Source organism: Rahnella sp. 1L-D-7-B-C2 (genome assembly GCF_057290995.1).
On sequence record NZ_JBXAVQ010000003.1, the window covers coordinates 133,782 to 158,136 of the forward strand.

27 protein-coding genes are annotated in these 24,355 nt (G+C 51.8%); 11 read left to right on the forward strand and 16 right to left on the reverse strand.

The window, feature by feature from the left end; genetic code table 11:
- Positions 1–66: 66 nt before the first annotated feature.
- Positions 67–1,296 carry an L-fucose:H+ symporter permease gene (gene fucP, locus AC0Z7K_RS06805; RefSeq protein ID WP_485613530.1) on the forward strand — a complete coding sequence of 410 codons (1,230 nt, stop codon included), beginning with the start codon at positions 67–69 and terminating at the stop codon, positions 1,294–1,296.
- 35 nt (positions 1,297–1,331) lie between these two features.
- Here the strand turns inward: fucP and msrA are convergent, their stop codons facing one another.
- The 4 genes from msrA to AC0Z7K_RS06825 form a co-directional block, all read right to left on the reverse strand.
- Entirely contained in the window at positions 1,332–2,057 is a 726-nt protein-coding gene (msrA, locus tag AC0Z7K_RS06810; RefSeq protein WP_485613531.1) for a peptide-methionine (S)-S-oxide reductase MsrA, read from the reverse strand.
- Positions 2,058–2,074: 17 nt separating this feature from the next.
- Positions 2,075–2,581, reverse strand: a complete 507-nt coding sequence (msrB, locus tag AC0Z7K_RS06815; protein WP_485613533.1) for a peptide-methionine (R)-S-oxide reductase MsrB — start codon at positions 2,579–2,581, stop codon at positions 2,075–2,077.
- A 457-nt stretch (positions 2,582–3,038) separates the two neighbouring features.
- Complete coding sequence (locus tag AC0Z7K_RS06820; protein ID WP_485613534.1) at positions 3,039–5,108, reverse strand: glycoside hydrolase family 31 protein; 2,070 nt, start codon at positions 5,106–5,108, stop codon at positions 3,039–3,041.
- Positions 5,105–6,484 (reverse strand): glycoside-pentoside-hexuronide (GPH):cation symporter, encoded by a 1,380-nt coding sequence (locus AC0Z7K_RS06825; protein WP_485613535.1) that lies wholly within the window; start codon positions 6,482–6,484, stop codon positions 5,105–5,107. The genes AC0Z7K_RS06820 and AC0Z7K_RS06825 overlap by 4 nt, the downstream gene beginning before the upstream one ends.
- Positions 6,485–6,677: 193 nt before the next feature.
- On the opposite strand from AC0Z7K_RS06825, the gene AC0Z7K_RS06830 reads away from it, so the two are divergent.
- The gene (locus AC0Z7K_RS06830; RefSeq protein ID WP_485613537.1) at positions 6,678–6,803 is read left to right on the forward strand and encodes a hypothetical protein; all 126 of its coding nucleotides are present in this window, start codon (positions 6,678–6,680) and stop codon (positions 6,801–6,803) included.
- Positions 6,804–6,871: 68 nt separating this feature from the next.
- A complete protein-coding gene (locus tag AC0Z7K_RS06835; protein WP_112164008.1) occupies positions 6,872–7,138 on the forward strand; it encodes a YjbD family protein in 267 nt (88 codons plus the stop codon).
- A gap of 56 nt (positions 7,139–7,194) precedes the next feature.
- Here the strand turns inward: AC0Z7K_RS06835 and AC0Z7K_RS06840 are convergent, their stop codons facing one another.
- Both AC0Z7K_RS06840 and AC0Z7K_RS06845 read right to left on the reverse strand, forming a co-directional pair.
- Positions 7,195–8,811: a rhodanese-like domain-containing protein gene (locus AC0Z7K_RS06840; protein ID WP_485613539.1), complete on the reverse strand. Its 1,617-nt coding sequence runs from the start codon at positions 8,809–8,811 to the stop codon at positions 7,195–7,197.
- Positions 8,804–9,409, reverse strand: a complete 606-nt coding sequence (locus AC0Z7K_RS06845) for a cysteine dioxygenase family protein (RefSeq protein WP_485613541.1) — start codon at positions 9,407–9,409, stop codon at positions 8,804–8,806. Before AC0Z7K_RS06845 ends, AC0Z7K_RS06840 begins: the two co-directional genes overlap by 8 nt.
- 186 nt (positions 9,410–9,595) lie before the next feature.
- On the opposite strand from AC0Z7K_RS06845, the gene AC0Z7K_RS06850 reads away from it, so the two are divergent.
- Together AC0Z7K_RS06850 and AC0Z7K_RS06855 are read left to right on the forward strand one after the other, a co-directional pair.
- Positions 9,596–10,507, forward strand: coding sequence for a LysR family transcriptional regulator (locus AC0Z7K_RS06850; protein WP_413531252.1), 912 nt, complete (start codon positions 9,596–9,598; stop codon positions 10,505–10,507).
- A gap of 142 nt (positions 10,508–10,649) precedes the next feature.
- A complete protein-coding gene (locus tag AC0Z7K_RS06855; protein WP_413531253.1) occupies positions 10,650–11,048 on the forward strand; it encodes a NirD/YgiW/YdeI family stress tolerance protein in 399 nt (132 codons plus the stop codon).
- Positions 11,049–11,073: 25 nt separating this feature from the next.
- Here AC0Z7K_RS06855 and AC0Z7K_RS06860 read toward each other — a convergent pair whose 3' ends face one another.
- Positions 11,074–11,631 (reverse strand): P-loop NTPase family protein, encoded by a 558-nt coding sequence (locus tag AC0Z7K_RS06860; protein WP_485613543.1) that lies wholly within the window; start codon positions 11,629–11,631, stop codon positions 11,074–11,076.
- Positions 11,632–12,113: 482 nt separating this feature from the next.
- Between AC0Z7K_RS06860 and AC0Z7K_RS06865 the strand changes: the two genes are divergently transcribed.
- Positions 12,114–12,371, forward strand: a complete 258-nt coding sequence (locus AC0Z7K_RS06865) for a biofilm development regulator YmgB/AriR family protein (RefSeq protein ID WP_485613544.1) — start codon at positions 12,114–12,116, stop codon at positions 12,369–12,371.
- 68 nt (positions 12,372–12,439) lie between these two features.
- Here the strand turns inward: AC0Z7K_RS06865 and AC0Z7K_RS06870 are convergent, their stop codons facing one another.
- The gene (locus tag AC0Z7K_RS06870) at positions 12,440–13,294 is read right to left on the reverse strand and encodes an SDR family oxidoreductase (RefSeq protein ID WP_485613546.1); all 855 of its coding nucleotides are present in this window, start codon (positions 13,292–13,294) and stop codon (positions 12,440–12,442) included.
- 119 nt (positions 13,295–13,413) lie between these two features.
- On the opposite strand from AC0Z7K_RS06870, the gene AC0Z7K_RS06875 reads away from it, so the two are divergent.
- The gene (locus tag AC0Z7K_RS06875) at positions 13,414–13,830 is read left to right on the forward strand and encodes a winged helix-turn-helix transcriptional regulator (protein WP_413531257.1); all 417 of its coding nucleotides are present in this window, start codon (positions 13,414–13,416) and stop codon (positions 13,828–13,830) included.
- A gap of 54 nt (positions 13,831–13,884) precedes the next feature.
- Here AC0Z7K_RS06875 and chbG read toward each other — a convergent pair whose 3' ends face one another.
- The 8 genes from chbG to AC0Z7K_RS06915 form a co-directional block, all read right to left on the reverse strand.
- Entirely contained in the window at positions 13,885–14,643 is a 759-nt protein-coding gene (gene chbG / locus AC0Z7K_RS06880) for a chitin disaccharide deacetylase (protein ID WP_485613547.1), read from the reverse strand.
- A gap of 44 nt (positions 14,644–14,687) precedes the next feature.
- Positions 14,688–16,031, reverse strand: coding sequence for a 6-phospho-beta-glucosidase (locus tag AC0Z7K_RS06885; protein WP_485613549.1), 1,344 nt, complete (start codon positions 16,029–16,031; stop codon positions 14,688–14,690).
- A gap of 62 nt (positions 16,032–16,093) precedes the next feature.
- A complete protein-coding gene (chbR, locus tag AC0Z7K_RS06890) occupies positions 16,094–16,930 on the reverse strand; it encodes a transcriptional regulator ChbR (protein WP_485613550.1) in 837 nt (278 codons plus the stop codon).
- Between the two features lie 14 nt (positions 16,931–16,944).
- Positions 16,945–17,292 (reverse strand): PTS N,N'-diacetylchitobiose transporter subunit IIA, encoded by a 348-nt coding sequence (gene chbA, locus AC0Z7K_RS06895; protein WP_485613903.1) that lies wholly within the window; start codon positions 17,290–17,292, stop codon positions 16,945–16,947.
- Between the two features lie 62 nt (positions 17,293–17,354).
- Positions 17,355–18,713 carry a PTS N,N'-diacetylchitobiose transporter subunit IIC gene (chbC, locus tag AC0Z7K_RS06900; protein ID WP_413531261.1) on the reverse strand — a complete coding sequence of 453 codons (1,359 nt, stop codon included), beginning with the start codon at positions 18,711–18,713 and terminating at the stop codon, positions 17,355–17,357.
- 126 nt (positions 18,714–18,839) lie between these two features.
- Positions 18,840–19,160, reverse strand: a complete 321-nt coding sequence (locus AC0Z7K_RS06905; RefSeq protein WP_112163995.1) for a PTS sugar transporter subunit IIB — start codon at positions 19,158–19,160, stop codon at positions 18,840–18,842.
- Between the two features lie 303 nt (positions 19,161–19,463).
- A complete protein-coding gene (locus AC0Z7K_RS06910; protein WP_485613552.1) occupies positions 19,464–19,853 on the reverse strand; it encodes a DUF4440 domain-containing protein in 390 nt (129 codons plus the stop codon).
- Positions 19,850–21,226, reverse strand: a complete 1,377-nt coding sequence (locus tag AC0Z7K_RS06915; protein WP_485613553.1) for an MFS transporter — start codon at positions 21,224–21,226, stop codon at positions 19,850–19,852. The genes AC0Z7K_RS06910 and AC0Z7K_RS06915 overlap by 4 nt, the downstream gene beginning before the upstream one ends.
- A 117-nt stretch (positions 21,227–21,343) precedes the next feature.
- On the opposite strand from AC0Z7K_RS06915, the gene AC0Z7K_RS06920 reads away from it, so the two are divergent.
- The 4 genes from AC0Z7K_RS06920 (at position 21,344) to AC0Z7K_RS06935 (ending at position 24,277) form a co-directional block, all read left to right on the forward strand.
- Positions 21,344–22,258 carry a LysR family transcriptional regulator gene (locus tag AC0Z7K_RS06920; protein WP_485613554.1) on the forward strand — a complete coding sequence of 305 codons (915 nt, stop codon included), beginning with the start codon at positions 21,344–21,346 and terminating at the stop codon, positions 22,256–22,258.
- A 28-nt stretch (positions 22,259–22,286) separates the two neighbouring features.
- Positions 22,287–22,814, forward strand: coding sequence for a GNAT family N-acetyltransferase (locus tag AC0Z7K_RS06925; RefSeq protein WP_413531267.1), 528 nt, complete (start codon positions 22,287–22,289; stop codon positions 22,812–22,814).
- Between the two features lie 200 nt (positions 22,815–23,014).
- Positions 23,015–23,614: a tellurite resistance methyltransferase TehB gene (tehB, locus tag AC0Z7K_RS06930; RefSeq protein ID WP_485613556.1), complete on the forward strand. Its 600-nt coding sequence runs from the start codon at positions 23,015–23,017 to the stop codon at positions 23,612–23,614.
- 315 nt (positions 23,615–23,929) lie between these two features.
- Positions 23,930–24,277 (forward strand): hypothetical protein, encoded by a 348-nt coding sequence (locus AC0Z7K_RS06935; protein WP_485613557.1) that lies wholly within the window; start codon positions 23,930–23,932, stop codon positions 24,275–24,277.
- The last annotated feature ends 78 nt before the right edge of the window (positions 24,278–24,355 follow it).

Here is a 24,355-nt window from a genome sequence, read left to right on the forward strand (position 1 = left end):
GACAAAAAAAAATCAGCCACCTGAGCTGAACCCCTACATGCTTCACCAGATACTGAGGAATACACTATGCTCGCTGACAAAACCGCTTCACCTGCCTATGCGGAGCGCAAAACGACGTCCGGTTTCCGGCTCGCGTTTATTCTGGTCACCACGCTGTTTTTCCTGTGGGGCTTATCCTACGGGCTGCTGGATGTACTGAATAAGCATTTTCAGGAAGTGTTACACGTTAATAAAGCCCAATCGGGTTTACTCCAGGCAGCGTACTTCGGCGCCTATTTTATCATCGCGCTGCCCGCCGGTTTCTTTATGGACAGGTTCGGCTACAAGGCCGGGATCCTGGTCGGATTATGTTTGTATGCGCTGGGCGCGCTGTTATTCGTTCCCGCCGCCAGCGCTGGCAGTTTCGGCATGTTTCTGCTGGCGCTGTTTGTAATCGCACTCGGCCTGGGTTGTCTGGAAACCGCCGCGAACCCGTTTGCTACCGTGCTGGGTGACCCTGCCGGTGCCGAACGCCGGCTGAACCTTTCTCAGTCCTTCAACGGATTAGGTCAGTTCATTGGCCCGGTCATCGGCGGCTCGCTGTTCTTCAGCGCCACGCAGGGAACCACTGCCGAAGGCCTCTCGTCAGTGAAAATGACCTATGTCGCCATCGCCGTTATAGTGTTGCTGATAGCCTTTGTATTTGGCCAGACAAAACTGCCGGATATCCGCGAACAGAGTACGTCCGAAGCCCACGGGATGGAGCAAGGTTTGTGGCAGCACGGCCATTTCACCGGCGGCGTCATCGCGCAGTTTTTCTATGTCGCGGCGCAGGTCGGCGTTGGGGCATTCTTCATCAACTACACCACCGAGCACTGGCACACGTTGTCGAATCAGAACGCTTCTTATCTGCTTTCCGTCGGCATGATAAGTTTCATGGTCGGACGTTTTTTCAGTACCTGGCTAATGGGCTTCGTACGCCCGGCCACCCTGCTGGTGATTTACGCGATCATAAATATTGTCTTATGCGGAGTGGTCGTTGCGGGGATTGATAACGTTTCAGTCATTGCATTAGTGGCAATTTTCTTCTTTATGTCGATCATGTTCCCGACCATTTTTGCGATGGGCGTCAAGAACATGGGCAAACAGACCAAACGTGCCAGTTCCGTGATGATCATGGCGATAGTCGGCGGCGCGATCATGCCGTACCTGATGGGCGCAATCGCCGACCGCTACACCACGGCAGTCTCCTATGCGCTGCCGATGGTCTGCTTCGCCGTCGTCTTAACGTACGCCTTACGTCAGCGGGCGAAGTAAAATGTCAGCCGGGAGCCTTCCGCTCCCGGTTTTCCCTACTCTTTAACTAACACCGGCTGTTGGCGGTAATTCGCCGGGAAGTAATGTTGTAAGTCTTTAATCTTCGGCAAATCGTTCACCACGATGTACGGATAGTCGGGATTATCATTCAAAAAGTTCTGATGGTAGGCCTCAGCCGGATAAAAGTGCCCGTTGCTTTCGACCGTCGTGACCATGGGTTGACTGTAGCTTTTACTGGCGTTGAGTTGCGCGATGTACGCTTTGGCAACCTCCGTCTGGGCGGCATTTTGCGGGAATACCGCCGATCGATACTGGCTGCCAGTATCCGGCCCTTGCCGGTTTAACTGCGTCGGATTATGGCCGACGGAGAAAAAGATGTGCAGCAGCTCGCCGTAAGTCACCTGAGTCGGGTCAAACGTCACCTTCACTGACTCCGCATGACCGGTTTCGCCAGTACTCACTTCCTCATAACTCGCCGTCCCCGCCGCGCCGCCGGTATACCCGGATACCGCGCTGGTCACGCCTTTTACATGCTGGAACACACCCTGGATCCCCCAGAAACACCCACCCGCAAACAGCGCGGTTTCACTGTGTGTCGTACCTGCGGGTTCATCCTTTGCGGGCGCCGCGATCACCACGGCCGGTTCCGCGCCGCCCCATGACCACGCGTTATTCTGGAACACCAGCGCGGATGCCAGCACCAGACCGGCGATCAGGCTGTAATTACGTAACGATTTCACTCTTTTATCAGTCATTTTCATGGTGGTCTCACAGAGGATTACGTGTTGGGAGTAAACGTCATTGCCAGCCCATTCATGCAGTACCGCAAGCCGGTCGGCTGCGGGCCGTCGTCAAAGACATGGCCGAGATGCCCGCCGCAGCGACGGCAATGCACTTCATCGCGCACCATCCCGAGCGTGGTGTCCCGGCGCGTCACGGCGGCGTTCGGTAATGATTTCCAGAAGCTCGGCCAACCGGTGCGGCTGTCGAATTTAGTCGCAGAGGAAAACAGCGACAGGCTGCAACCGGCACAGGCGAATTTACCGTCCCGATGTTCTTTGTTTAACGGGCTGGAATAAGGACGTTCGGTGCCGGCTTCGCGCAAGATGTAATACTGCGCATCAGTGAGGCGCTGGTGCCATTGATCATCGGTGAGCGTCACGTCGAAGTGTTCTGCGATTGCCTGCGCGTCCGCCTTACGGGCGAAAATCGCAGGAAAAAGTCCCATGGCCGCTGCGGCGGAAACTGCACCGCTGCCGAGCAGGAAATTGCGTCTGTTGATCATAGTTGCCACCGTGCCGGTTGGTATCGATGGAAACAGGTTACAGGCAGGGGTGTTACGGAATCCTCGCGGAGAGTTAACGATTTTGTGATAAATCAGTTATCGCTGGGGGGGCGGTGAATGGGGAGTTTAAAATCAACTTCAACTTCAACTTCAACTTCAACTTCAACTTCAACTTCAACTTCAACTTCAACTTCAAGAGCTTGGGCTGCCGCCCAAACCGGCCTCAAGGGTGGTCTATCGCCACCCCCTTGAGAATCCCGGGCTCTTTAAAACATGTGCCATGCATCCCGGCTATGTTTCAGAGACTTTTGCGATTGCCGCAAAATCCCGCCGAACGGAGCGGCCTGAAGACCAATGGCTTCAGGACCGAGAGAGGGTATCGCACTTCCCTCTCTTGGTCGGTTTCGGCGCAGTGAGTTGAGTGATCACTACAATTGAGAAACCGAAAAATAGTCGGTTATTTATAAAGCCCGCCCTTGCAGCGGCCAACGGCAATCATCTCCCCCTGCACCTGCGCCCCTTCCCTCACAAACACCGGTATGCCGTCGAGCGGTGCGGCCACGGTAACCACCGATCCCCCCGGATAGCGCTCACCGTTAAGCGCAACCCACTCTTCTCCGGCGGGAAGCCACACCGCACGTTCCCGCTGCCCCGCATATAACACCGGCGCAACCAGGATATCCGCGCCCAGCATATACTGGTCTTCCACCTGCCAACTTTCAGCCTGGTCGGGATACTGATAGAACATTGTACGCATGACCGGATCACCTTTCTCATGGGCTTCCTGCATGACGCGGCTGATGTAGGGACGCAGTTTTTCCCGTAAGAATAAACCGTTTTTCATCAGCTCATAATTCTCTTCGCCATAGCTCCAGACTTCATTTGGTGCGCCGCTGTTGCACTGAGCGATGCCTTCACGCCACGGTTCTGACGGCTGGATCTGCGGTTCCCGGTAGCCATGTAAACGCATCACCGGGCAGAAGACTCCCCACTGGAACCAGCGGATCAACAGCTCCTGAAACGCCGGATCATTGACATTACCCCCCTGGAATCCGCCAATATCCGTCGTCCACCACGGAATCCCGGCCAGCCCCATATTCAGACCGGCGGCGATCTGGTTACGCAGCGCGTGAAAGGAAGAATGGATGTCGCCCGACCATGCCAGTACGCCATACCGCTGGCTGCCGGCCCAGGCACAACGCACCAGATTGACGATCTCTGTCTCGCCTTCCTGTTGCAGCCCATCGTAAAAGCCCTGCGCGAATTTCTGCGGATAAATGTTACCCACTTCCAGCACCGGCCCAAGATGATAGCGATAATTATCGAAATCATAAGCGCGGTATTCGGGTTCGGCTTCATCCAGCCAGAAGGTGCGAATGCCCAGATCGTAATAATTTTGCTTCACCTTGTCCCAGACAAACTTCCGGGCGTCAGGATGCGTGGCATCGAAGAACGTACAGTTGCCAAGAAAGTCCAGATTCACCGAAACACCGCGTTCGGTATTCACCAGATAACCTTTGGATTTCATCTCCTTGTAATTTTCGGTGCGGCTGTCTACCGTTGGCCAGACAGAGACCATGGTTTCGATACCGAGGGATTTCAGCTCCGCAACCATTGCTTTAGGATCCGGCCAGTCCACCGGGTCAAAACACCACGTTCCCTGATTCGGCCAGTGGAAGAAATCGATCACTATCACCGAAATCGGCAATTCACGACGCTTGTATTCACGTGCGACCTCCAGCACTTCCTGCTGGGTACGGTAACGCAATTTACATTGCCAGAAACCCGTGGCGTACTCGGGAATTTGCGGCGCAGTACCGGTCGCATGGCCATACTGATGCATGATTTCAGCTGGCGTATCACCGGCGGTGATCCAGTAATCCATTTGCTCGGTCACCTGCGCTTCCCAGCGGGTGATGTTCTTACCGAACGTCGCTTCGCCGATTGCCGGATTATTCCACAGCAAACCATAACCCAGACTGGAAAGCATAAACGGCACGCTGGCCTGTGAATTGCGTTGCGCCAGTTCCAGCGTGCAGCCTTTCAGATCCAGACAACTTTGCTGATACTGCCCCATCCCGTAAATTTTCTCCTCGGGACGCGATTCGAATCGCACTGTCAGCTGATGCTTGCCACCAGGGATGGCCTTAAACTCGCGGGCATCCATTTTCAGCGCACTGATGTATTTGTCCTGGCTCTTTTCTGTCGCACCGATTCCCACGGTCGATCGTTGCCGCCAATACTCTTCGAGAATCAGCTCACCGTGCTGATTGTAAAAGGCCAGCTGCCCTTTGATGTTGACAGTCGCACTGATGTTGCTGTTGTGGATAGTCAGCGTTTCAGGCCCGTGGCTAATTTGCGTTTGAGGCTGTTCGCTCTGTGGCAACAACGCCCAAAGATGGTCGTTCAGCGCCGGGCGACAGGTGGCACGCACGCGCAGGCTGTGGACTCCCCAAGGTTCAATCACCAGCGTTTGCTGATCGAAATGCCAAAGGATACGGTTTTTTTCGGCGATTAATTCGCTCATGCGGACTCCTGTGTATGCAAGATGGCCTGAGGTTCAGGCTCGAGTTCAGGGGTGATTTTGGATTGGTTAATCTTTTTCATCGTGGCGTCGTTGAGTTTGTACCAACGCATCGATAGCGCACTAAACATCGACAGCACGCCCGGCACCAGCGAGAACAGCGCGATAATCGACAGCATCGCCGCCGGGTTTTGCTGGGCTGCATGTGGCACATAGCCGCTCAGGCCAAGGGTCCAGCCGACCACCGCGCCGCTGACTGCCATTCCCATTTTGAGTATCGCCAGTAGCGTGGAGAATACGGTGCCGTCCATGCGTTTCCCCTGTTTGTATTCACCGTAGTCGACCACGTCAGACATCATCACCCACATTAATGTGGTCGTAACCTGATAGAAGGTGGACACCAGCAGCGTCATGCCGACCAGCAGTGAAATCCAGGCGGGAAGGAAGAAAATGGCAATGCTTAGCACACCGGTTAATACGGCACACAGACTGAATGCGGAGAGTTTGCTGCGGTTTCGGGTGAGCGGTTTGACCAACATACTGCCGAGGCTTTTACCGACAATATGCGCCGCCAGCAGCCACATAAAGTAGCTGGCGTGCCCGAGATAATAAGTAACGTAATACATCATCGCGCCAAGACGAACGACGCCAAAAGAAATGTTAAAGAAAATCAGCGCCGCGACGACGCGCCACTGGTCATTACGCACTAAATCACGCAGGTCCGAGAGAAAATTCTCATGAGTTGGTGGCGCGCTAATACGTTCTTTAGTATTGAGGAAACACAATAAAAACATCACTACGGCAATTGACGCCATTATTGCCATCGCGCCAAAATACCCGTCCAGCTTATTCCCACCCCCCATCATTTCCGCCAAAGGCATCATTAAAAATGTAGACATCGCGCCGCCCAACGTGGCCAGGAAAAAGCGATAGGATTGCAGGGAAATACGCTGGGTATTATCCGGCGTTATAATTGCGCCCATCGAGCAATAAGGAATATTGATGGCGGTATACATCAGCATCATCACGCAATAGGTCACACTGGCGTAGACCATTTTCCCGGTCATCGAGAGGGATTCGGGTACGGCGTATACCAGTAAGCAGCTGATCCCAAAGGGGAGCGCCAGCCAGAGAATATAAGGCCGGAACTTACCGAAACGCGTTTGTGTGCGATCGGCAATAAGCCCCATTGCCGGGTCTACAATGGCATCCGCAATGCGTGCGACCAGAAACATTGTCCCGACGAATACCGCCGGTAATCCCACTACATCAGTGTAATAAAAGGTTAAAAATATAATGACGTTATCCAGGCCAATATGGCTCGCCATATCCCCCAGACCGTAACTCACTTTTTCTTTGACGGATAATTTTCCACTCATAACTCGATCTGCCTTTTTCCGGTTAAACAAAAAAGTCAGTCCGTCCGATGGGCTGAGGATCTGTTATAGAGAGGTTAAAAGGCCGCTACAATTACGAGATATAATAATTTTCTTATGATATTTAGCTTATGTGATACCGGTAACATGAAAGGAAACGTCTTGCAGGTTGTTGCGGGAGGCTCTGGAAGATGTGATGGAAAATGTATTGCCAGTCACCGTGGCAACAGAATGGCTTCATGGCCGTATTTCAGGGCTGAACCCGGCATTGGATAAAAACGCGTTTACCGCGCCTGCCGCACAAAAAACCCTGTTTCAGTGACTCTCGCGGGTATTTCCCCCCATTTACGACTACACTGGTTGCCACTTTCCTCACAGGATGCATTTCAAATGAAAAGACTGACACAACAAGATATGACGGAAAGCGAACAGCGGGAACTGAAAACCCAGCTGGATCGGGCTCGTAAAGCTCAGGGCCGTGAGTTGACCAACTCAGAAAATAACCGCATCAAAGACGATTACATCGATAAACTGATGGAAGAAAAGGAAAAAGTGGCTGCGAAAGCCCGTGCGGAAAAACGCCGTAATAAAGCCGTTCCTAGTACTTCTGCGACTTACGACTGGACTGCACGCACCCATCCGCGCGGCCGCCGCTAAGCATTAACTGATCCTCTGCGTGCTTCACGCAGAGGCGTCAGCCTTTGTTATCTTCCTTATTTCAATATCCTAAAACCGTGCGAGCCGTCTTTTTCCAGCTGCTCTACCAGCCCATATTCCCAGTCCAGATAATCCTGCATCGCCTGCGCACTGACATCTGTTCCTTCGTACGGACGGCGATATCTGTCCTGCGGATTGTTCAGATACGCGCTATCGCCCCGCTCAAGCGGTTGTCCTGCATCAATCCAGCCGACCGTGCCTTTCTCCAGTAAATAGGTTTTTTTAGCCGTTAATAGCGCCACTTCCGTGACAGCGTAACGCGCCAGTAAACCACTGGTGCAGGTCACAACCCACCGCTGTTTCTCAGGCTGCGAAGCCATTATTTGAGGAATATTGCCGCGCGTAGTCCAAACGGCGCCCGGAATCCGCCGTTTGCGGAAATTTGCACTGGTGGTGAGATCGATGACGCCGGTGTCACCGTCTTCCAACCAGCGTTGCAGCAGCTGTGGCGTCACAGATTCTACCGCCGGAGCCGGAGCGACCTGCGCTTTCCAGTCGCCCTGCGCGGCGAAATCCTCGGCTGTAACATCGGCCACGTACACTTCCCATTTCATCTGCGCGAGCCATGATGCCGCCATGTTGGCACGCACGCCGTCATCATCTGCCAGCACAATTCGCCCACCACGAACCGTGGCGTAGTGATCGGTTTCCTGAACCAGCTGACCGCCTGCCACATGGCGCGCACCGGGTAAATGACCGGCGCGAAATTCTTCCGCTGTGCGTACATCAAAGAGATATAAAGTGCGGGAAGCATCCTGCTGCCAGTCATGAATTTGTGACAATGTCACTGACCGCACGCCCGCGCGTACAGCCAGAGCCTGTGCGCCTTGCAACGCTGCCAGACGTGATTTTTCACTCAGTTCCGGGAACGTTGCGGCCTGCCGATGAGCCAGCGACTGACCCGCCAGCGTCCAGCCGATTGTCCCGTTACGCAATGCCGCGATCGGTTGTTTAAAACCGGCGTTAATCAGCGACTGCGTACCGATGATACTGCGCGTACGCCCGGCACAATTGACGATCACCTGCGTATTTGTATCGGGAACTGCGTCACGCAACCGCAGCGCCAGTTCGCCACCCGGTACACTGACGCCACCGGGAATGCTCATCGCCTGATACTCATCAAACCGGCGGACATCCAGCACCGCAATATCTGCGCCCTGCTGTTGCAGCGCCAACACCTGTTCAGCGGTGAGCGACGGGGTCTGGTAATGGTGTTCCACCCATTCGCCGAAGGCTTTGCTCGGCACATTCACATCAATAAAGATCTCGCCGCCCGCCTCTTTCCAGCCAGCCAGATCGCCTGCCAGCAGGCCCACATTGGTATAGCCCAGAGAATGCAGCAAAGCCGCCGCACGCGTAGTTTTACGCTCGCCGCGCTGCACATCATAGAACTCGCCGTTGTCATACAGCGTCACTGCTGTCTGGCGGTTAGGAATCCTGTCCAGCACGTCAAGTTCTAGCGTAGACAGCGCCAGATTCGCGGCAAATAACGGATGACCGGTAGCAAATTCGGCTTCTTCGCGGACATCGACCAGCGCCACTTCCTGTCCCTCGCGCAGGCCCTGATGGAGCTGGGAGAAATGACGCAGCGGTAATGCATGAGTGTCAGACATGAGTTTTCTCTTTTGACAGGTCCCAGAGGTTGGGAAGAAAGGAATTGGAATAACCAGAAATAAAGGTTTTCTCGCGCCCGTCAGGGAGATACACCGCGCGCGAGACGGCGCCGATATTACCCCCGTAGACGTGGATGCTGACGGATACCCGGTCGCTGTAGAAATTGCTGACCTGATGAATATCCTGCACGTCGGGGGCGATCTTCTCGACGTCACCGGGTTGCAGCGTGACCGGTTCGCCCTCCGCTTGCAGCGTCCCGTCCCCGTGGCGAGCAAAGTTTTGACTGATCTCTGCGCCGCGCAGCATACCAATCAGCCCCCAGACGCGGTGATCGTGAACCGGCGTGGTTTGCCCCGGCCCCCAAACGAAACTGACGACTGAAAATCGCGACAGGGGATCGGCATACAATAAATACTGCTGATAGTGTTCAGTGTGTGGCTGGGCGAATTCCTCGGCCAGCCAGTTATCCTCGCGGATCAGCGTCGCCAGCAGTTCACTGCCCTGCGCAAGCACTTCGGTCTGACCATGTGGTGCCTGAACCAGCCGCGTAAAATCGGCAAGAAATTTTCGCAACGGCGCATTATGTAACGCAGTCATCGACTTCCCCTTTTAATGAACATTCATGACAGGCTAGCACCGGTCAAACTCAACCAAAATTCATTTTATGGATAAGCTAATATGCAATTCACACATAAAAATGTGCAGTGCGTTCCAGCGTCATTCTGAAAATTGATTTATGCTGCGTGGATTCATTTCTGATTATCTGGACGGACATTGAGCGCCATGAAAATTGAAGATTTAACCGCGTTTGTCGCGGTGATCCGCCTGCAATCAACGCGTCTTGCCGCCGATGAACTGGGCCTGACGCAGCCTGCTATCACCCGCCGTGTGCAGAATTTCGAAGAATCTCTTGGCATTCCTTTGCTAAACCGGCAGACCAAACCGCTGAAACCCACCCTGATGGGTAACCGCGTTTATCAGCAATGCCGCCATATTCTGCGCGAGGTCGATGCACTCAGCGATCTGGTGGCCGCCGACAGCCCGCCTTCCGGACTGCTGCGTCTTGCCGTTCCGCAAAGCCTCAGTGAAAGCAGCCTGCTGCCTGCATTGAAAATGCTTTCGGCACAGTTTCCTGAGATCCAGCCCCGTTTATCCAGCGGCTGGGGCGAAGAGTTATTGCTGCGCATTCAGCGCCAGGAGCTGGAGGCCGCAGTGGTGCTCTTTCCGGCCAGCAAACAGTTTCCGGCGGGTATTGAGAATCAGCCTCTCGGCGCGGTGGATCTAGTGGTAGTTGGCCCGAAAGCCTCGGCAGAACTGCCGCAGCGGCTGGAGGAGTGTTATCAGCATGGCTGGATCCTCAATCCCGAAGGCTGCGGTTTTCGCGCTGCGCTGCAACGTGCGCTGATCGAACAAGGTTTGCCGCTGTTAATCAATCTTGAGGCTTTTGGTGTGACGTTACAGCTTTCGCTTATCGCTGAAGGTCGTGGCCTCGGGCTAATGCCGCGTGCGCTGGTGGAACATCACGCGCTGCGCCCCGAACTGGAACTGTATGCTCTGAAGGATTTCGCCCCGCGCAGCCAGCTGTGGCTGGTCTATCCAAATGTCCCGGCGAGCCAAATCCCCGCAATTGATGCCTTTGCCGCGGCGATAGCGCACGGACTGGATTTGCCGGTTCACACCGGTATCGAATATTAATTCCCTCCTGTTATGCGTTTCTGGAATTATCTGGTTCTTGCCTGTTCGCTGGAGAAACACACATTTTCTGCCATGCTTTTGAAGACAAGTGTTTTATAGACAAATGTTTTGTAGACAAATGATTGAGGCAGAGGATATCGCTATGAAAAAATGGACTCTTATATTATTGGGCGCGTTTGCGATGAGCAGTCAGGTCATGGCAGATACGGGTGGCGGTTTTAAAAATGATGACACGCCACCGCCGCAGCACAAGCAAGACAGCGGTCAGCGCGGTACCAAGGATGCTCACGAAAATAATGTCGAGCGCATCAAAAAAACACAGTCTTTAAACTGGGTGACGCTGGAAGGGTTCATCATCAAAAAGAACGGTGCTGAATCTTATACCTTCCGCGATAAAACTGGCACGATAGAAACGCATATTCCCGCCACGGCCTGGGATGGGCAGGAAGTTAATCCTTCAGATTTGATCAGTATTAGCGGTCAAACGGTGAAGAAAGGGAAAGAAATAGTGCTGAATGCGAAGTATGTCAGAAAACAATAATTATTCGCACCATTCGCAGGGATGCCTAACGCGACCCTTGAGAGGCCTGTAACAGGGACAAGTCACTGAGAAATAACTGGGTCTCTTTGGGTGACCGCAACCGCACAAAACGGACGTGCTGCCAGTGGGTATCGGTCAGTAAAGCCTCGTACTGGCGGCGGTTTTTCTGATAAGTTTTCAGTGTCCACAAAATGATCGAATCTCTGCTGAAAAAGCTTTTGCGAAACGTCTCGCGGTTGCCGGTTCCCGCCCAGATTTCGTCCTGCTGCCAGGCGCGCACCGCTGCCCGCCGCACGGCCTGATACAGTGTGCGCATAAATGAGTAATCCACCCAGATAATCGTATCAACGTCACGCCACTTGATGGATTGTGTCCTTTTGTAATTACCATCAATCACCCAGTCGCTTTTACCTGCCAGCGTTTCTTCAATTTTGGCAAAAAACAGCGCATCCGGGGTGCCCTGCCAGTCAGCACACCAAAACAATGCATCCAGCTGGATATAAGGAATATTCAGTTTCTGAGAGATACCGCGCGCTACCGTTGATTTGCCGCTTCCGCTGGTTCCAATGACATTGATTTTCATCGTCCCTTTCCTTATACGCTGTTTTTTTGGGCGGGCATTCTGACGCAGCAAATGATTTTTGTACAGCGGTTAAAATGCAACCAGACTGATCATTACAAACTGAACTAAATCACCACGTGAATGTATTGATCGTAATTCGAACAGTACAATTCGTGCTATTTACGATTGCTAGCAACCGGTTATTCAGATATTTCTCAGGCGAACCTGTACAAATCTGCAATCTTTGTATAACTTCTTTATACCCCTGCTTTATCATTAGTCCGTCATTTACGGGCATATTCAGTCTGGTCTCTGGAGGAGAACGTCGATTTCCCTTCCTCCAGAGGCTTTTTTCCTGGCTGGCGTTTTTAGATTTGTGCCAAGGCGTTGAGATGAAACAGGGAAGATGATTGTGAAGCGTTGCTATACAATTCTTTGTTTTCTGACTGGCAACAGACACTTCCCATGTCACCCTTTATCATGCGAAGTTTAAGGAGGTCTACATGCAATTCGAAGCAGAACAAACAGTTACAGAAATTAGTGAATACTTCAATCAGCAAGAAACTCAGACCTTAAGCGAAGTGGAGATTCTTGGCAGGGTCGTTTCCAGCCTTTTGTACAGCCGCTTTCCGGTAACCAACAAAGCCATCATTGAAGGTCTGATCCGTCAGCTGGAGCAAGACACCAATGTCAGCAATCAGCAGGGTTGTCGCAATTTGCTGGAACTGGTGCTGTTATCCACACAGGATGATGTGATTTAAAAGACAAACGGCCTGTTAAGCACAACGTTAACAGGCCGGAAACAATTTTTACTACAATGCGTTATTCATTAATTTTTAAGCGTGGCAGCAATCACTTCTTTCGCCGGCTTTGTCGGGCGACCAATCAGCTTGCTCAATGTATGAGAATCATCAAACAGCGCGCCCTTCGCTGCGCCTGCATCAGAATCTGCCAACATCTCCGCCAGCCAGTCCGGCAGACCAGCACCTTTTAACGCATTGGCGAAATCTGTCTGGCTCATATTGATGTAATCTACTTTTTTGCCTGACTGCTGCGCAATTTCGGCCGTGAATTCTGCCAGCGAATAAGACTCGTCACCCGCCAGTTCGTACACTTTCCCCGCCTGATTATCCAGACTCAGTACCACCGCTGCAGCTTCGGCATAATCCTGACGTGCCGCAGAGGAAATACGCCCTTCACCCACCGCACCAATAAAGGCATTGTGCGCCAGCGCCGGTGCGATGCTCGCCGCATAGTTTTCGGTGTACCAGCCATTACGCAGTAACACGAAGGGCAGGCCAGATTCGCTTAAGGCTTTTTCGGTTGCGCGATGTTCTACGCCCAGACCCAGGGGGCTTTTATCTGCATGCAGCAGGCTGGTGTAAGCCAGCAGTTTCACGCCTGCACGCTTCGCCGCAGCGATCACGGCGCCATGTTGCGCTTCACGTTGGCCCACTTCACTTGAGGAAATCAGCAGCACTTTTTCCACGCCTTTGAAGGCGCTGTCGAGCGTTGCAGGCTGGCTGTAATCCGCCTGACGCAATTCAACACCTAAATCCGCTAACTCTTTGGCTTTTTCAGGGCTACGAACGGCAGCAATAATCTGATTCGCCGGGACTTTTTTTAACAACGCAGCGATAACAAGGCGACCAAGCTGGCCGGTGGCACCGGTAATTGCAATCATGTTTTTTCTCCAAAAGTTTAAGACACGAGATTTATGTTCTGAAAGGCGCTAAAAGCGTCGCCGTTGAAACATCCTATGCGATATACTTTCTTTTCGTAAGTACGCACCTAAAGGTAAGTATGAAAATAATTTCGTCCGATCAACCCGCCGGGAAATTACCGCTCACCGAACAAATCCGTCGCGGAGAAGTGCTCGATCCTAACTGCCCCTCACGGGAGATTTTGCGTCACATTACCAGCCGTTGGGGTTTACTGGTGCTGATAGCCCTGAGCGAAGAGACACTGCGGTTCAGCGAGCTGCGCCGCAAAGTGGGTGGCATCAGTGAGAAAATGCTGGCGCAGACGTTACAGTCATTTGAAGAAGATGGGTTTGTCGATCGTCGTTCATTTCCGGTGGTACCGCCACACGTTGAGTACCGCCTGACACCGCTTGGGATTGAGGTAAAAGACCAAATATCCGGGCTCGCCAACTGGCTGGAATCCAATATTCACCGCGTGATGAAACAGCGCAGTCTGCGGGTGGTGGGCGAGGAATGATTCACAAAGGCCTGAATATTCATTCTGGCCTTTGTCGTTTTTCGTATTGGTAACTCAGAGATCCTTAAAGGTCCCGAGCTGGAATCCGCGTTCCGCAATCGCCTCTTTCAGTGTCAGCGAGGTCAGTACATCCAGCTCGGCGAGGCGGGGATAACAGTATTTACTCGCCAGGATCGTATTATCGATAAACGACGGATGGGTCATGATCTCCAGAGAGGAATCGCCACGTTTCAGCGCGCTGTCCAGCGTTTCCAGAAAGAGTGTTTCTGAAATCGCATCGCCATAAAATCCGCTTTCAAAACCCTGCGTACTTCGCGCACCCTTTAGCGTGATTTCACCTTTGCGAAGATCCTCGCGGTCAATACGCACCGGAATGCCCTGCTCATTCGCAAAGGCTTCCACAATCGGGAAGATTTGCGCAATCATATGGACGTGGTGATGGCTGTCGATGTGCGTCGGCTTGCGGCCAAAAATTTCGTTAAAGCGCACAAACTGGCACTTAAGCTCCTGCGCAATTTCATCGAGTGGTAACGCGCCCTTCTCCGCTACCTCCCAGATCCACTTGCCCAGCTCGCCGTTTCGCACCAGTTTTGGCATCGGCGACAAGGGCTTTCCGAGCGTCAGAACAAAGTGCATTCCTACCGCAAGATTGGGGTTCGCAGCACTCAGTGCGGCGGCATGTTCAACGCCACCGGCATTCATCATTGCCGTGGTGGAGGTGACAACGCCGTTTCTGAATGCTTCGATAATGCCGTAGTTTTGCGCTTTGCAAAGCCCGAAATCATCGGCGTTAACGATCAGTAATTTATCCATTTTTTCCCCTTGGCATTGCCCTCCCTTACGGGAAGGCAGACGGGTTATTTCAGCGCCGCGATGGCTTCTGCAAAGTTAGGCAGATGCTTTTCATGGGCCAGCAGCATTTCACGCGCCAGAATTTCAGCATCTTTGTCGGAATGGATCAGCGGGCTGAGGTTCAGCGCCAGCAACACATCGTTGAATTTGCCGCTGAGCGCCGCTTCGCTGGCCGCGATTTCAAAGCCTTTAATGGTGTGAATTAACCCCAGGACTTTATCATCAAAGTGGGTCAACCGTGGATGAGGCGTCGCACCGTTACGCCCGATGGTGCAGGTCATTTCGATAGCCCATTCGGCAGGAATATTGTCAATGTGCCCGTGGTGAGGGAAGTTAACGTACTGCTCGGTTTGTTTATCGTTGTAAATGGCGCTGATCACTTCGCACGCCGCATCGGAATAATACGCGCCACCGCGCAGCTCAAGCTCTTTCGGTTTTACGCTCAGTTCGGGGTCTTTATAGAGATCAAACAGCTGCTTCTCAACCTTTTGCACCACGGTTGCGCGCGCGCCGCCTTTGTAGAATTCGCCCATTTCAATCGCCAGCATCTCTTTCTGTTTGAAGTAATACAGCAGATACGAGCACGGCAGCAGGTTCAGGGAGCGGATCAGCCCTTCGCTGAACGGTAAATCAAAGATGTTTTTGACCGAACCGGCGGTAAGCCGACCGGACGCCACGCCGTCGAGCAACTCAGCAAAGCGCGACTCACCGTTAACTATCACATCTTTGATAAACACCATGTGATTGAGACCGAAAAGATCGATGGATAAATCGTCCTGCGGTGCGAGTTTAAGTACATCCTGAATGAACATTTTCATGCCCACAGGGATGTTACATACGCCGATGAATTTTTTGAATTTTGTATGACGGAAGACCGCTTCGGTGACCATGCCCGCCGGATTGGTGAAGTTAATCACCCAGGCATTCGGGCAGATTTCTTCGACGTCTTTGATGATATCGAAAATGACCGGAATAGTGCGCAGCCCTTTGAATAAGCCCCCTGCACCGTTGGTCTCTTGCCCCAAATAGCCGTGGCTCAGCGGAATACGCTCATCGAGTTCGCGTGCTTTTAACTGACCTACGCGTAGCTGCGTGGTGACGAAGTCAGCATCCACTAGCGCTTCGCGTCGGTTCAGGGTTTTATGTATTTCAATAGGAACGCCTGCGCGTTTGACCATGCGCACGCAAAGGTCGAAAATAATGTCCTGCTTTTCTTTTCCGCCTTCGACATCCACCAGCCATAATTCGGAAACCGGCAATTCATCATAACGCTTAATAAAGCCTTCCAGTAATTCCGGGGTGTAGCTGCTCCCGCCACCAATAGTGACGACTTTCAGTTTTTTGCTCATAGGAACTCCCGTGCAATCTATTGCACTGCAAATGAATACAGAAATTAATTTAAGGTTAAGAGTTAATTAATACTGCATAATTTCTTTCGATAGTGATTCGGTGTGAATGATGTCAGCTTTTTAAAGTTCTTGATAAACATACTCGGGCTGCTATATCCGGATTCAAATGCAATATCCGTGACCGAATAGTTAGTTATCTCAAGCTGCTTTTTCGCAAAATCAATCCGGATTTCATTGATAATCTGCATGGGCGTCATGCCGTAATGTCGTTGTGTGGCGCGGGTCAGATATTCCTGTGACTTACCGGACAATTCCACCATGTTCGATAATGCTTTTTCACCGAACTGCGCTTTATCATGCATTTTTTCAATGGCCGTCTTCAGCCAGACTGGCGCATCCGTTGTGGCTTCAGATTCCCTGTGGTGACGTAAGCGGTTGACGATATAAAACGTCACCATTTCCAGAAATTCATTGAACTCCCCATTGCGGAAATTCAGAGAAGCAATCACCGATTCAATATAGCTCAGAAACTCAGTCTTAATTTTATACACTTGTGACGCGACAAAATGTGAAGGTAATAAAGATAAATAGTGCTGTTCAAAAAATGCTTTGCTGATCCCAACGTTTAATATCCGCGTCGCACCAAATTCATAAAAGCTTTGATGATTCGAACCGAGCGGGATAAAAACAAAATCGCCGCGTTCTAATAGCACCCTTTTCCCGTTCACATTCTGATAATACCGGCCAGTCAGTACGACCGTGAATTCATAGTAGTCATGCTCATGCAGCCCGGAAATGCTTTCTACTTTGTTGTAGATAAACATATGGAAATTCTGACCGTCGAAGAGTTGATTTTCGCGTGCTGTCTTGATTTCCATACTCAGTACCGGTGGCTGCATTATGGCTTCCTACGTTATTTTATTTTCTCGTGAAGCTCAATGAGTTCCGTGATTAACTCGCGCGCGAGCATAGATGTCATCAGATGATCCTGAGCGTGAACCAGAATCAGGCTGACTTTCATTTTTCCTTCGCCCATGTCGTCTTCAATCAGTTTGGTTTGCACCAGATGCGCTTCATTGAGCGAAAGACGGGACTGGTCCATTAACGCTTTGGCCTGTTCAAAATCGCCTTCTTTGGCCTTTTTCAGTGCGCTGTAAGCCAGACTGCGGGCCTGCCCGGAGTTAATTATTAACCCCATTACTACTTCTTCAAGTTCCTGCATGTGGTCTTGCGTATCAGTGATGCTGTCTAAATCAATCATCATTATCTCTCCGTGATTGCGGTAAAACTCAGGGCGGTAAACCCGCCCTGCACCGGTTCAGATTAGAATTTCAGTGCTGCGGCAATATCTTCTTCGCTCTCTTCTTCTTCGATAATCGCCTGCGCCTTGTTAGAGAGTATGACGAAAGGCATATACACCAGCGTGGCGATCCCGAGATTGAACAACGCAACTAACAATGCAGCGATGCTGCCGTTACTGTTAAAGAAGGCACCGAGACCGGTTGGCATCGTCCAGGGTGCGAGGTTAGTCACCGGCGGAATAATACCCATGGTATAAGCCGCCAGCGTTATAGCCGCCAGAATCGGCTGAACCAGAACGAACGGAATAAACATCACCGGGTTCATGATAATCGGCAGACCAAACAGAATCGGTTCGTTAATCTGGAAGATGCCGGAAGGCAGCGCCAGTTTTGCCACCTGACGGTGATCCGCACGGCGTGACGCGATGAAAATCGCGATAATCAGACCCAGCGTCGCACCGGAACCGCCCAGCAAGATGTAGGAATCGAGCATCGGTTTGGCCCAGAAGTGGAAGGTTTTACCCGCTTCAATTGCCGCACTCACTGAGCCATATTCGGTGTAGAGAGCAATGTTTTCCAGTGCCCAGGGGGTCATGATGCCGTTGTCCAGCGCAGTCAGCGCCAGTGAACCGTGCACACCAAAGAACCACAACAGGGAGTTGAAAATGACGTAAGCCCAGCCCACAACGCTGCCCATCGACGCCAGAGGCTTAGAGATGGAGTCCATAATAATCTGGTGGAAGTTATGACCGTATAATCCCAGCAGCCAGGAAATTACCCCGAAAATAAACAGGATAATAAAACCCGGAATTAATGCGGAGAATGAGCGCGCGACAGAAGTGGGAACGCTTGCTGGTAAAGTAATCACCCAGTTTCTGCGAATAATAAAAGCGAACATTTCAGCGACGACGATACCGATAAGCATACCGGAAATGATATTCGCGCCGCCTAACCAGTTCGCTCCTACCGCGTAAGCTTCACCGACGCTGTAAGGTGTCACGGTCATGAAAGCAGCGACGGCCAGCAGACCTGCTGACAACGAGTCTACTTTACGTTCTTCCGCCATGGCCATACCGATAAAGAACGGCGCCATCAGCGACATTATTCCTAATGTCCCGTTGTAGACATTCACACCGATTGTTTTTAAACCGTTCAGCGACTCAATCGTTGAGGCATCTAAACGCACCCCTAAAGAATAAAAGAAAGAACCGTCGCCAAAATTAAGGAATACATTATTAATTAAAACGAACATGGCCCCGGCAAGGGTCAGCGGCATTAATTTGATGAAACCATTTTTAATGGCATTTATATGGGGTTGTTTACCAATTTTGACGGCAAAAGGAAGTAATATCTTTTCCAGGGAATCAATAGCTTTACTCATTCGATTTTTCCTTTAATGCCGCCATCCGGCGGCCAGGGTATGAAATTCGCTCTTTGACTGGATTTCTCTTTGACTTAAATAAAAGCTAATACAAAAATTTAAAACAAAATAAAGCAAGGTCGTACATTACGCAGTTGCAGCTTTCTTGATAGACGCGACGGCAGCTTTCAGCACGCCCAGCCCATCAATTTTTCCGTACATGACTGAATCAATCACTTCGACAGGTTTACCCGGTAATACTTTTTGAATCTCAGGCAGCATATAAGCAATTTGCGGACCGAGAAGCACCAGATCAGCCGCCCCCCCTTTCTCGCCCGCCAGTGTTTCGGGGAATGCTTCAATAATGACCGGCACTTCGTATTTCTCAGCCACGACTTTCATTTTGGAAACCAGCAATGAGGTAGACATTCCTGCGGAACAAAACAAATAGATGACTTTCTTATCCATAACGAAACCCTCATATCCTAAGTGATTGCAGGTCCGACAAGAGATCCTGCTTTGCCGACAATTGCGGGTGCAAAAACGATGTAGATAGAATACTGATTGTCTCTGCTTGTAGGGAGTATACGGCATCACTTCAGAGGGGGATAATTTTACCAGACAGAAAATCGTCTCTCCTTGACCATCGCTTATGACTCCCTTCACATTTCGGGCAAATAATTCGCGATGGGAAATAAGAGAGCGCCCTGCAAAAAGGCAGGGCTTTGGGGATGAACTGACGTTATGAAGCAGAAAGGTTTACATAAACTGTCAGCGTGCCGCCGTCTCATGCAAATGCCGCCATAACAGGTTTCCCTGTGCGTCCGCCTCGAACACAACCGTTGAATATCGCAATGTTGCCGCCTGTCCCGGCAATTGCTGGCGCTCCTGATAGGTCACCACGCCATGCTGTGTGCTCTCGGCAATTAACACAGGCTGCCCGACGTCAATTTGTAAACCGGCTTTAGCTCCACGCTGTGCGGCGAAAAATTCGCATAGTTTCTGAAAATCCAGCGGGTGACCAGTCAGTGTCACCATGGAATATGCCGGGCTAAAACGTGCCAGGAGTTCGTCACAAACGCTTTGCGGCGCCGTGGCATCACTAAACCAACGCTGGATCAGCTCGTGGGCATCGAATACTTCTTTGATATAACGATTCATTTTTCTTCCTTTAGATTGAATGCCTGAACAATCTCACGGCCAGGCAATTTCAGGCATAACATCACCGGCAACAACACGCTGACAGCGGCGATAATAAAACTCAGCCGGTAAGCGTGCTGCGGGATATAAACCTGCAAAACGTTAAGCATGACGCTGACGACTGTCACGCCGAGACAAAAACTGAGCTGGCGGTTGATATTCCACAGTGCGCTGGCATCAGCCAACTCTTTCGGCTGGATCTGCAGGAATGCACAACTTTGCGCAGTACTGCTGCACATACTGCTGCCAAATCCCATCAGCGAGAAAGCGATAACGGCCAGCCACGGCTGTGGTGTCAGGCTGAGCGCCGCCAGAAAACCTATACCCGTGCCCTGAATCAGGCATCCGGGAATGAATAATGCACGCGGCCCCGCGCGGTTAAACACCTTGCCGGTTACGCTGATGGCTACAAACGAGGCCAGCGACCATGGCACCATCAGCCCGCCCGCCTGCGCAGCAGAAAAATGCAGTTCCTGTTGCAGGTACAGCATGGCAATCAGACTGATACCGGTAAAAATGCCTGGAATACACTGATAGATAAGCATAGCGGTTCGCAACAGCGGATCCTTTATCAGCGTTAACTCCAGCAGAGGTCGCGACTGATGTAATGATTTGCGCACAAACATCGTCATCAGGATCAACCCGCAAAGCAATAAAACGACGCCCGTCGCAACATCCCCTGTTTCACCGAGCAGCGTCAGTCCGGGTAATATCAATGCCAGCGCCAGTCCGGCCAGCATAAAACCTGACAGTTCAAAACGTCCGGCGGGTTCCCTAACCTCTTCATCACGTAACCAGAAAAGGGCCAGAACCCACGTCAGCATCGCCAGTGGCAGGCTGGCAACGAAAACCCAGCGCCAGCTGAAACTGTCAACAATCATACCGCCGAACGCCGGTGATAATGCCGGAGCCAGCAGACCGACCAGCATGATCATCGCAGAAAGTCTGGCGCGCTCATGGCTGCGAAAGAGGGCATAGGTGAGCGTCTGTCCGATTGGAATCAGTAATCCGCCGCCCAGCCCCTGCCCAATTCGCCACACGATCAGTGACATCAGGCTTCCGGCGGCGCCGGCCCCCAGTGAAGCGAGCATAAAGATGACCAGCGAAACGATGAATATTCTGCGTGCGCCGAACCTCGCGGCAAGCCAGCGGCTGAGCGGGATAACCAGCGTCAGCCCGAGTATGTACCCGGTGCTGACCCACGCCAGCGCACTGACCGGCGCCTGGAAATGCCGCGCGATGCCGGGATACGCCACGTTGGCGATAAACATATTGATCAAATCGACAAAGAAACCGAGCAGATACACCACGGCCACGCGCGTTCGATAATTCATACTTATAAATTCCACTGTCATCTGTCAGGCCGGGAATGTAGCGGATAATTTTTGCGGGATATACGCACGGCGCAGGGTTACACTGTCAAAATTATTTTGACAATCAGGTCCACGACAATGTTGAATTTGCAACGACTGGAGATTTTTGTCGCCGTCGCTACTGCAGGAAGTTTCACCGGTGCGGCTGCGTCACTGGGGCTCACTAAAGCAGTGGTGAGTTTTAATGTGAAATTGCTGGAAAGTGAAACGGGCGTTTCGCTGCTGACCCGCAGCACGCGGCGAGTGGCGCTGACCGAAGCCGGTGAGCGCTTCTTTCAGCGCTGTCAGTTGTTGTTACAGGAAGCCGAAGCCGTGCTCGACGACGTGCGTCGCGATCACGGCGGCCTGAGCGGTCAGTTACGCATCACCAGTACATCAGAGTATGGCGCACGGGTGGTCGTACCGGCGCTGTCGGCTTTTGCCGCATTGCATCCGCAACTGCGGGTCCAGCATGTTGCCTCTTCTCATCATGATGATCTGATCAGCGGACGGTTTGATCTGGCTATCCGGCTGGGACATCTGGAAGATTCCAACCATCACGCCGCCACGCTCGGCCAGTTTGGTATTTTGCCGGTCGCCTCACCCGCCTTTCTCCGGCAAGCAGGAACGATCGCCACGCCCAAAAGACTGGCGCAGCTGAAATGGATTGCCCACAGTCGTCTCCCTCTGCCGATGAGCTGGAAAATAACCGACAATCAGGGCGCGACCCTCCCCTTTCGGGTCGATACACCACCGGTCATTGCCGCTGACAGCGCCTGCGCGTTGCTCGCTTTTGCGCTGCATGATGCCGGTGTTGCGCTGCTGCCCGACTGGCTGGTACAGCCGGAAATCGACGCCGGTCGCTTGTGCCATCTGCTGCCCGATCACCATTTTCCGCCCCAGGGCATTTTTGCGCTCTACCCCAATACCCGCCACGTGCCGGAAAAGGTGCGACGGTTTATTGATTTTTTGCGAGAGAGGATGGCGGACTCAACCACTCCGGCTAAGATTTAACTCAGGTAACAGGAGGAAAACGTTCATTATGATCATTGAGACATCCCGGCTATTGCTTCGTCCGGTTGCGGACACTGACGTTCATTCACTCTTTGCTATCTACGGCGATCCGCAGACCAATGAGTTTAATCCGCGTGGTCCTTATCCGAACCTGGAATTCGCGCGAGACAAGCTCAGCGGCTGGTTGCCGGAATGGCCAACTTACGGCCACGGGCACTGGGCGGTTGCGCTGCACAGTCATCCGGAGGAAATCATAGGGTTTGGCGGGCTGAGTGTCCGCGAAGGTTACGATAATCACCGGGTATTTCTCGGCTACCGGCTGGCGAAAGCCGTCTGGGGAAAGGGATTTGCGACTGAATTTGCCAGCGCGGCGCTCAATGCAGGGTTTGAACGGCTGGGACTGGCGCAGATTTCAGCCACCGTGCGCGAAAATCATCTGGCCTCACAGCGCGTTCTGGAGAAAATCGGAATGCAAAAGGTCGGATTTCAGGGCGATCCGGTTCACGGCGTTGGCAGTTATCTTTACCGGCAAACTGACAGAAGAGCTTACCGGTAAAGCGCATTTACTCGCAAGAAACCAGCGCCCGGACACACCCGGAAAAGATCAGCGACAGATTGCGCGAAATCTTCTCCACGGGCCAGTTCCACCACGCGATGGCGGCCTCGCACACTGAGTCATCATTAAGAGTAATAGCGCCCTGCGTATTTAGGAGGATAATCACCGCCATTCGATTCAACTTGTGAGGAAAACAGGGAATGACACAGCAGCCCGCGTCAGAGGATTACTACGCCGAAAAATACGGCCTGTCCCGCACCCATTCAGAAATCATCAACGCAGCCAACTACGTTCAGCCCGGAAAGGCGCTGGATCTTGGATGTGGAAGCGGACGAAATTCGCTGTATCTGAATCTTAAAGGGTTTGATGTGACGGGCTGGGACAACAATCCGCTCAGCGTTGCCAAAGTGAAGGAGATTATTGCGGCAGAGTCCCTGCACAATATTGACATCAGCGAGCAGGATCTTAACGCGCACCGTTTCAGCGGCGACTATGATTTCATCTTTTCTACCGTAGTGATGATGTTTCTCGAGCGCAACAGCATCCCGCATATTATCGAAGACATGCACGCCGCAACAAAAACCGGCGGTTATAATCTGATCGTCGCGGCTATGGATAGCCCGGATTATCCTTGTCCGCTGCCCTTCCCATTCACCTTCAAACCGGAAGAACTGCGTGGCTACTATCGCGGATGGGAAATCGTGAAATACAATGAAGATGTCGGCGAATTGCATAAACGCGATGAAAACGGCAACCGTTACAAGCTAAGATTTGCGACGCTTTTAGCGAAGAAAATTTAACGTTTACAGGGCTGACGACATCTCCACCAGCCCGCTGTTTTCCAGTCAAATATTCCCCCTCTGCATTACCTGGCAAACCCGGTTACTCTTTGCAGGAAAAATCATGGGTGCGGTTGCGTCATCATTCTTGCCAGAATGTTGGCGGGGTGTGATAATACGGCGCTTCACCTCAGATAAAACCAAGTAAAATCAGATTGTTAAGGGTTTGGTGACCATGTTCATCCCCCGTAAAAAGGGCGTCTGAGCATCGTTTAATTTTTTATTTTTCAATGCCGGCAGCGGCAGCATTCAGAGAGTCGTATGAACTGGGACATCATGAAGTGGTTAATTGGTATTTATCTGGGGTGTTTTTTAGGCCTGCTCAAAATGGCGTATTCAGACCCTAAATTTTACCTTGAATATATTGATAGGAAATTCAGTTATGTTTGTTATACCTGCCTGATTGCCTTTAGCGCCTTCTGGTGCGGCTTGTATGTTGCCCGAGGTTACGTCATTGATAATATTGATTTAATCTCAGAACAACTTACATTAATTGATAAAGAATATAATTATCTCACCTCATATCTGCTCACTATTATCATTGGTGCGGGGATATCTTTTGCTGCCAGCATTCTCTTTATTGATATTGCCCGCAAAAAAATTGCCACGTCAGCGTCGGCATAAAACATCGCATTTTAAGAATACAGGGAGCATAAGGCTCCCTGTTTCATTTCAAAGAATGACGTGTAGAAACAGCGCTCT

Bases quoted from the DNA above. Each gene is read 5' to 3' on its own strand.
- fucP (WP_485613530.1), top strand. From the start codon at position 67: ATGCTCGCTGACAAAACCGCTTCACCTGCCTATGCGGAGCGCAAAACG.
- msrA (WP_485613531.1), bottom strand. From the start codon at position 2,057: ATGAAAATGACTGATAAAAGAGTGAAATCGTTACGTAATTACAGCCTG.
- msrB (WP_485613533.1), bottom strand. From the start codon at position 2,581: ATGATCAACAGACGCAATTTCCTGCTCGGCAGCGGTGCAGTTTCCGCC.
- AC0Z7K_RS06820 (WP_485613534.1), bottom strand. From the start codon at position 5,108: ATGAGCGAATTAATCGCCGAAAAAAACCGTATCCTTTGGCATTTCGAT.
- AC0Z7K_RS06825 (WP_485613535.1), bottom strand. From the start codon at position 6,484: ATGAGTGGAAAATTATCCGTCAAAGAAAAAGTGAGTTACGGTCTGGGG.
- AC0Z7K_RS06830 (WP_485613537.1), top strand. From the start codon at position 6,678: ATGGAAAATGTATTGCCAGTCACCGTGGCAACAGAATGGCTTCATGGC.
- AC0Z7K_RS06835 (WP_112164008.1), top strand. From the start codon at position 6,872: ATGAAAAGACTGACACAACAAGATATGACGGAAAGCGAACAGCGGGAA.
- AC0Z7K_RS06840 (WP_485613539.1), bottom strand. From the start codon at position 8,811: ATGTCTGACACTCATGCATTACCGCTGCGTCATTTCTCCCAGCTCCAT.
- AC0Z7K_RS06845 (WP_485613541.1), bottom strand. From the start codon at position 9,409: ATGACTGCGTTACATAATGCGCCGTTGCGAAAATTTCTTGCCGATTTT.
- AC0Z7K_RS06850 (WP_413531252.1), top strand. From the start codon at position 9,596: ATGAAAATTGAAGATTTAACCGCGTTTGTCGCGGTGATCCGCCTGCAA.
- AC0Z7K_RS06855 (WP_413531253.1), top strand. From the start codon at position 10,650: ATGAAAAAATGGACTCTTATATTATTGGGCGCGTTTGCGATGAGCAGT.
- AC0Z7K_RS06860 (WP_485613543.1), bottom strand. From the start codon at position 11,631: ATGAAAATCAATGTCATTGGAACCAGCGGAAGCGGCAAATCAACGGTA.
- AC0Z7K_RS06865 (WP_485613544.1), top strand. From the start codon at position 12,114: ATGCAATTCGAAGCAGAACAAACAGTTACAGAAATTAGTGAATACTTC.
- AC0Z7K_RS06870 (WP_485613546.1), bottom strand. From the start codon at position 13,294: ATGATTGCAATTACCGGTGCCACCGGCCAGCTTGGTCGCCTTGTTATC.
- AC0Z7K_RS06875 (WP_413531257.1), top strand. From the start codon at position 13,414: ATGAAAATAATTTCGTCCGATCAACCCGCCGGGAAATTACCGCTCACC.
- chbG (WP_485613547.1), bottom strand. From the start codon at position 14,643: ATGGATAAATTACTGATCGTTAACGCCGATGATTTCGGGCTTTGCAAA.
- AC0Z7K_RS06885 (WP_485613549.1), bottom strand. From the start codon at position 16,031: ATGAGCAAAAAACTGAAAGTCGTCACTATTGGTGGCGGGAGCAGCTAC.
- chbR (WP_485613550.1), bottom strand. From the start codon at position 16,930: ATGCAGCCACCGGTACTGAGTATGGAAATCAAGACAGCACGCGAAAAT.
- chbA (WP_485613903.1), bottom strand. From the start codon at position 17,292: ATGATTGATTTAGACAGCATCACTGATACGCAAGACCACATGCAGGAA.
- chbC (WP_413531261.1), bottom strand. From the start codon at position 18,713: ATGAGTAAAGCTATTGATTCCCTGGAAAAGATATTACTTCCTTTTGCC.
- AC0Z7K_RS06905 (WP_112163995.1), bottom strand. From the start codon at position 19,160: ATGGATAAGAAAGTCATCTATTTGTTTTGTTCCGCAGGAATGTCTACC.
- AC0Z7K_RS06910 (WP_485613552.1), bottom strand. From the start codon at position 19,853: ATGAATCGTTATATCAAAGAAGTATTCGATGCCCACGAGCTGATCCAG.
- AC0Z7K_RS06915 (WP_485613553.1), bottom strand. From the start codon at position 21,226: ATGAATTATCGAACGCGCGTGGCCGTGGTGTATCTGCTCGGTTTCTTT.
- AC0Z7K_RS06920 (WP_485613554.1), top strand. From the start codon at position 21,344: ATGTTGAATTTGCAACGACTGGAGATTTTTGTCGCCGTCGCTACTGCA.
- AC0Z7K_RS06925 (WP_413531267.1), top strand. From the start codon at position 22,287: ATGATCATTGAGACATCCCGGCTATTGCTTCGTCCGGTTGCGGACACT.
- tehB (WP_485613556.1), top strand. From the start codon at position 23,015: ATGACACAGCAGCCCGCGTCAGAGGATTACTACGCCGAAAAATACGGC.
- AC0Z7K_RS06935 (WP_485613557.1), top strand. From the start codon at position 23,930: ATGAAGTGGTTAATTGGTATTTATCTGGGGTGTTTTTTAGGCCTGCTC.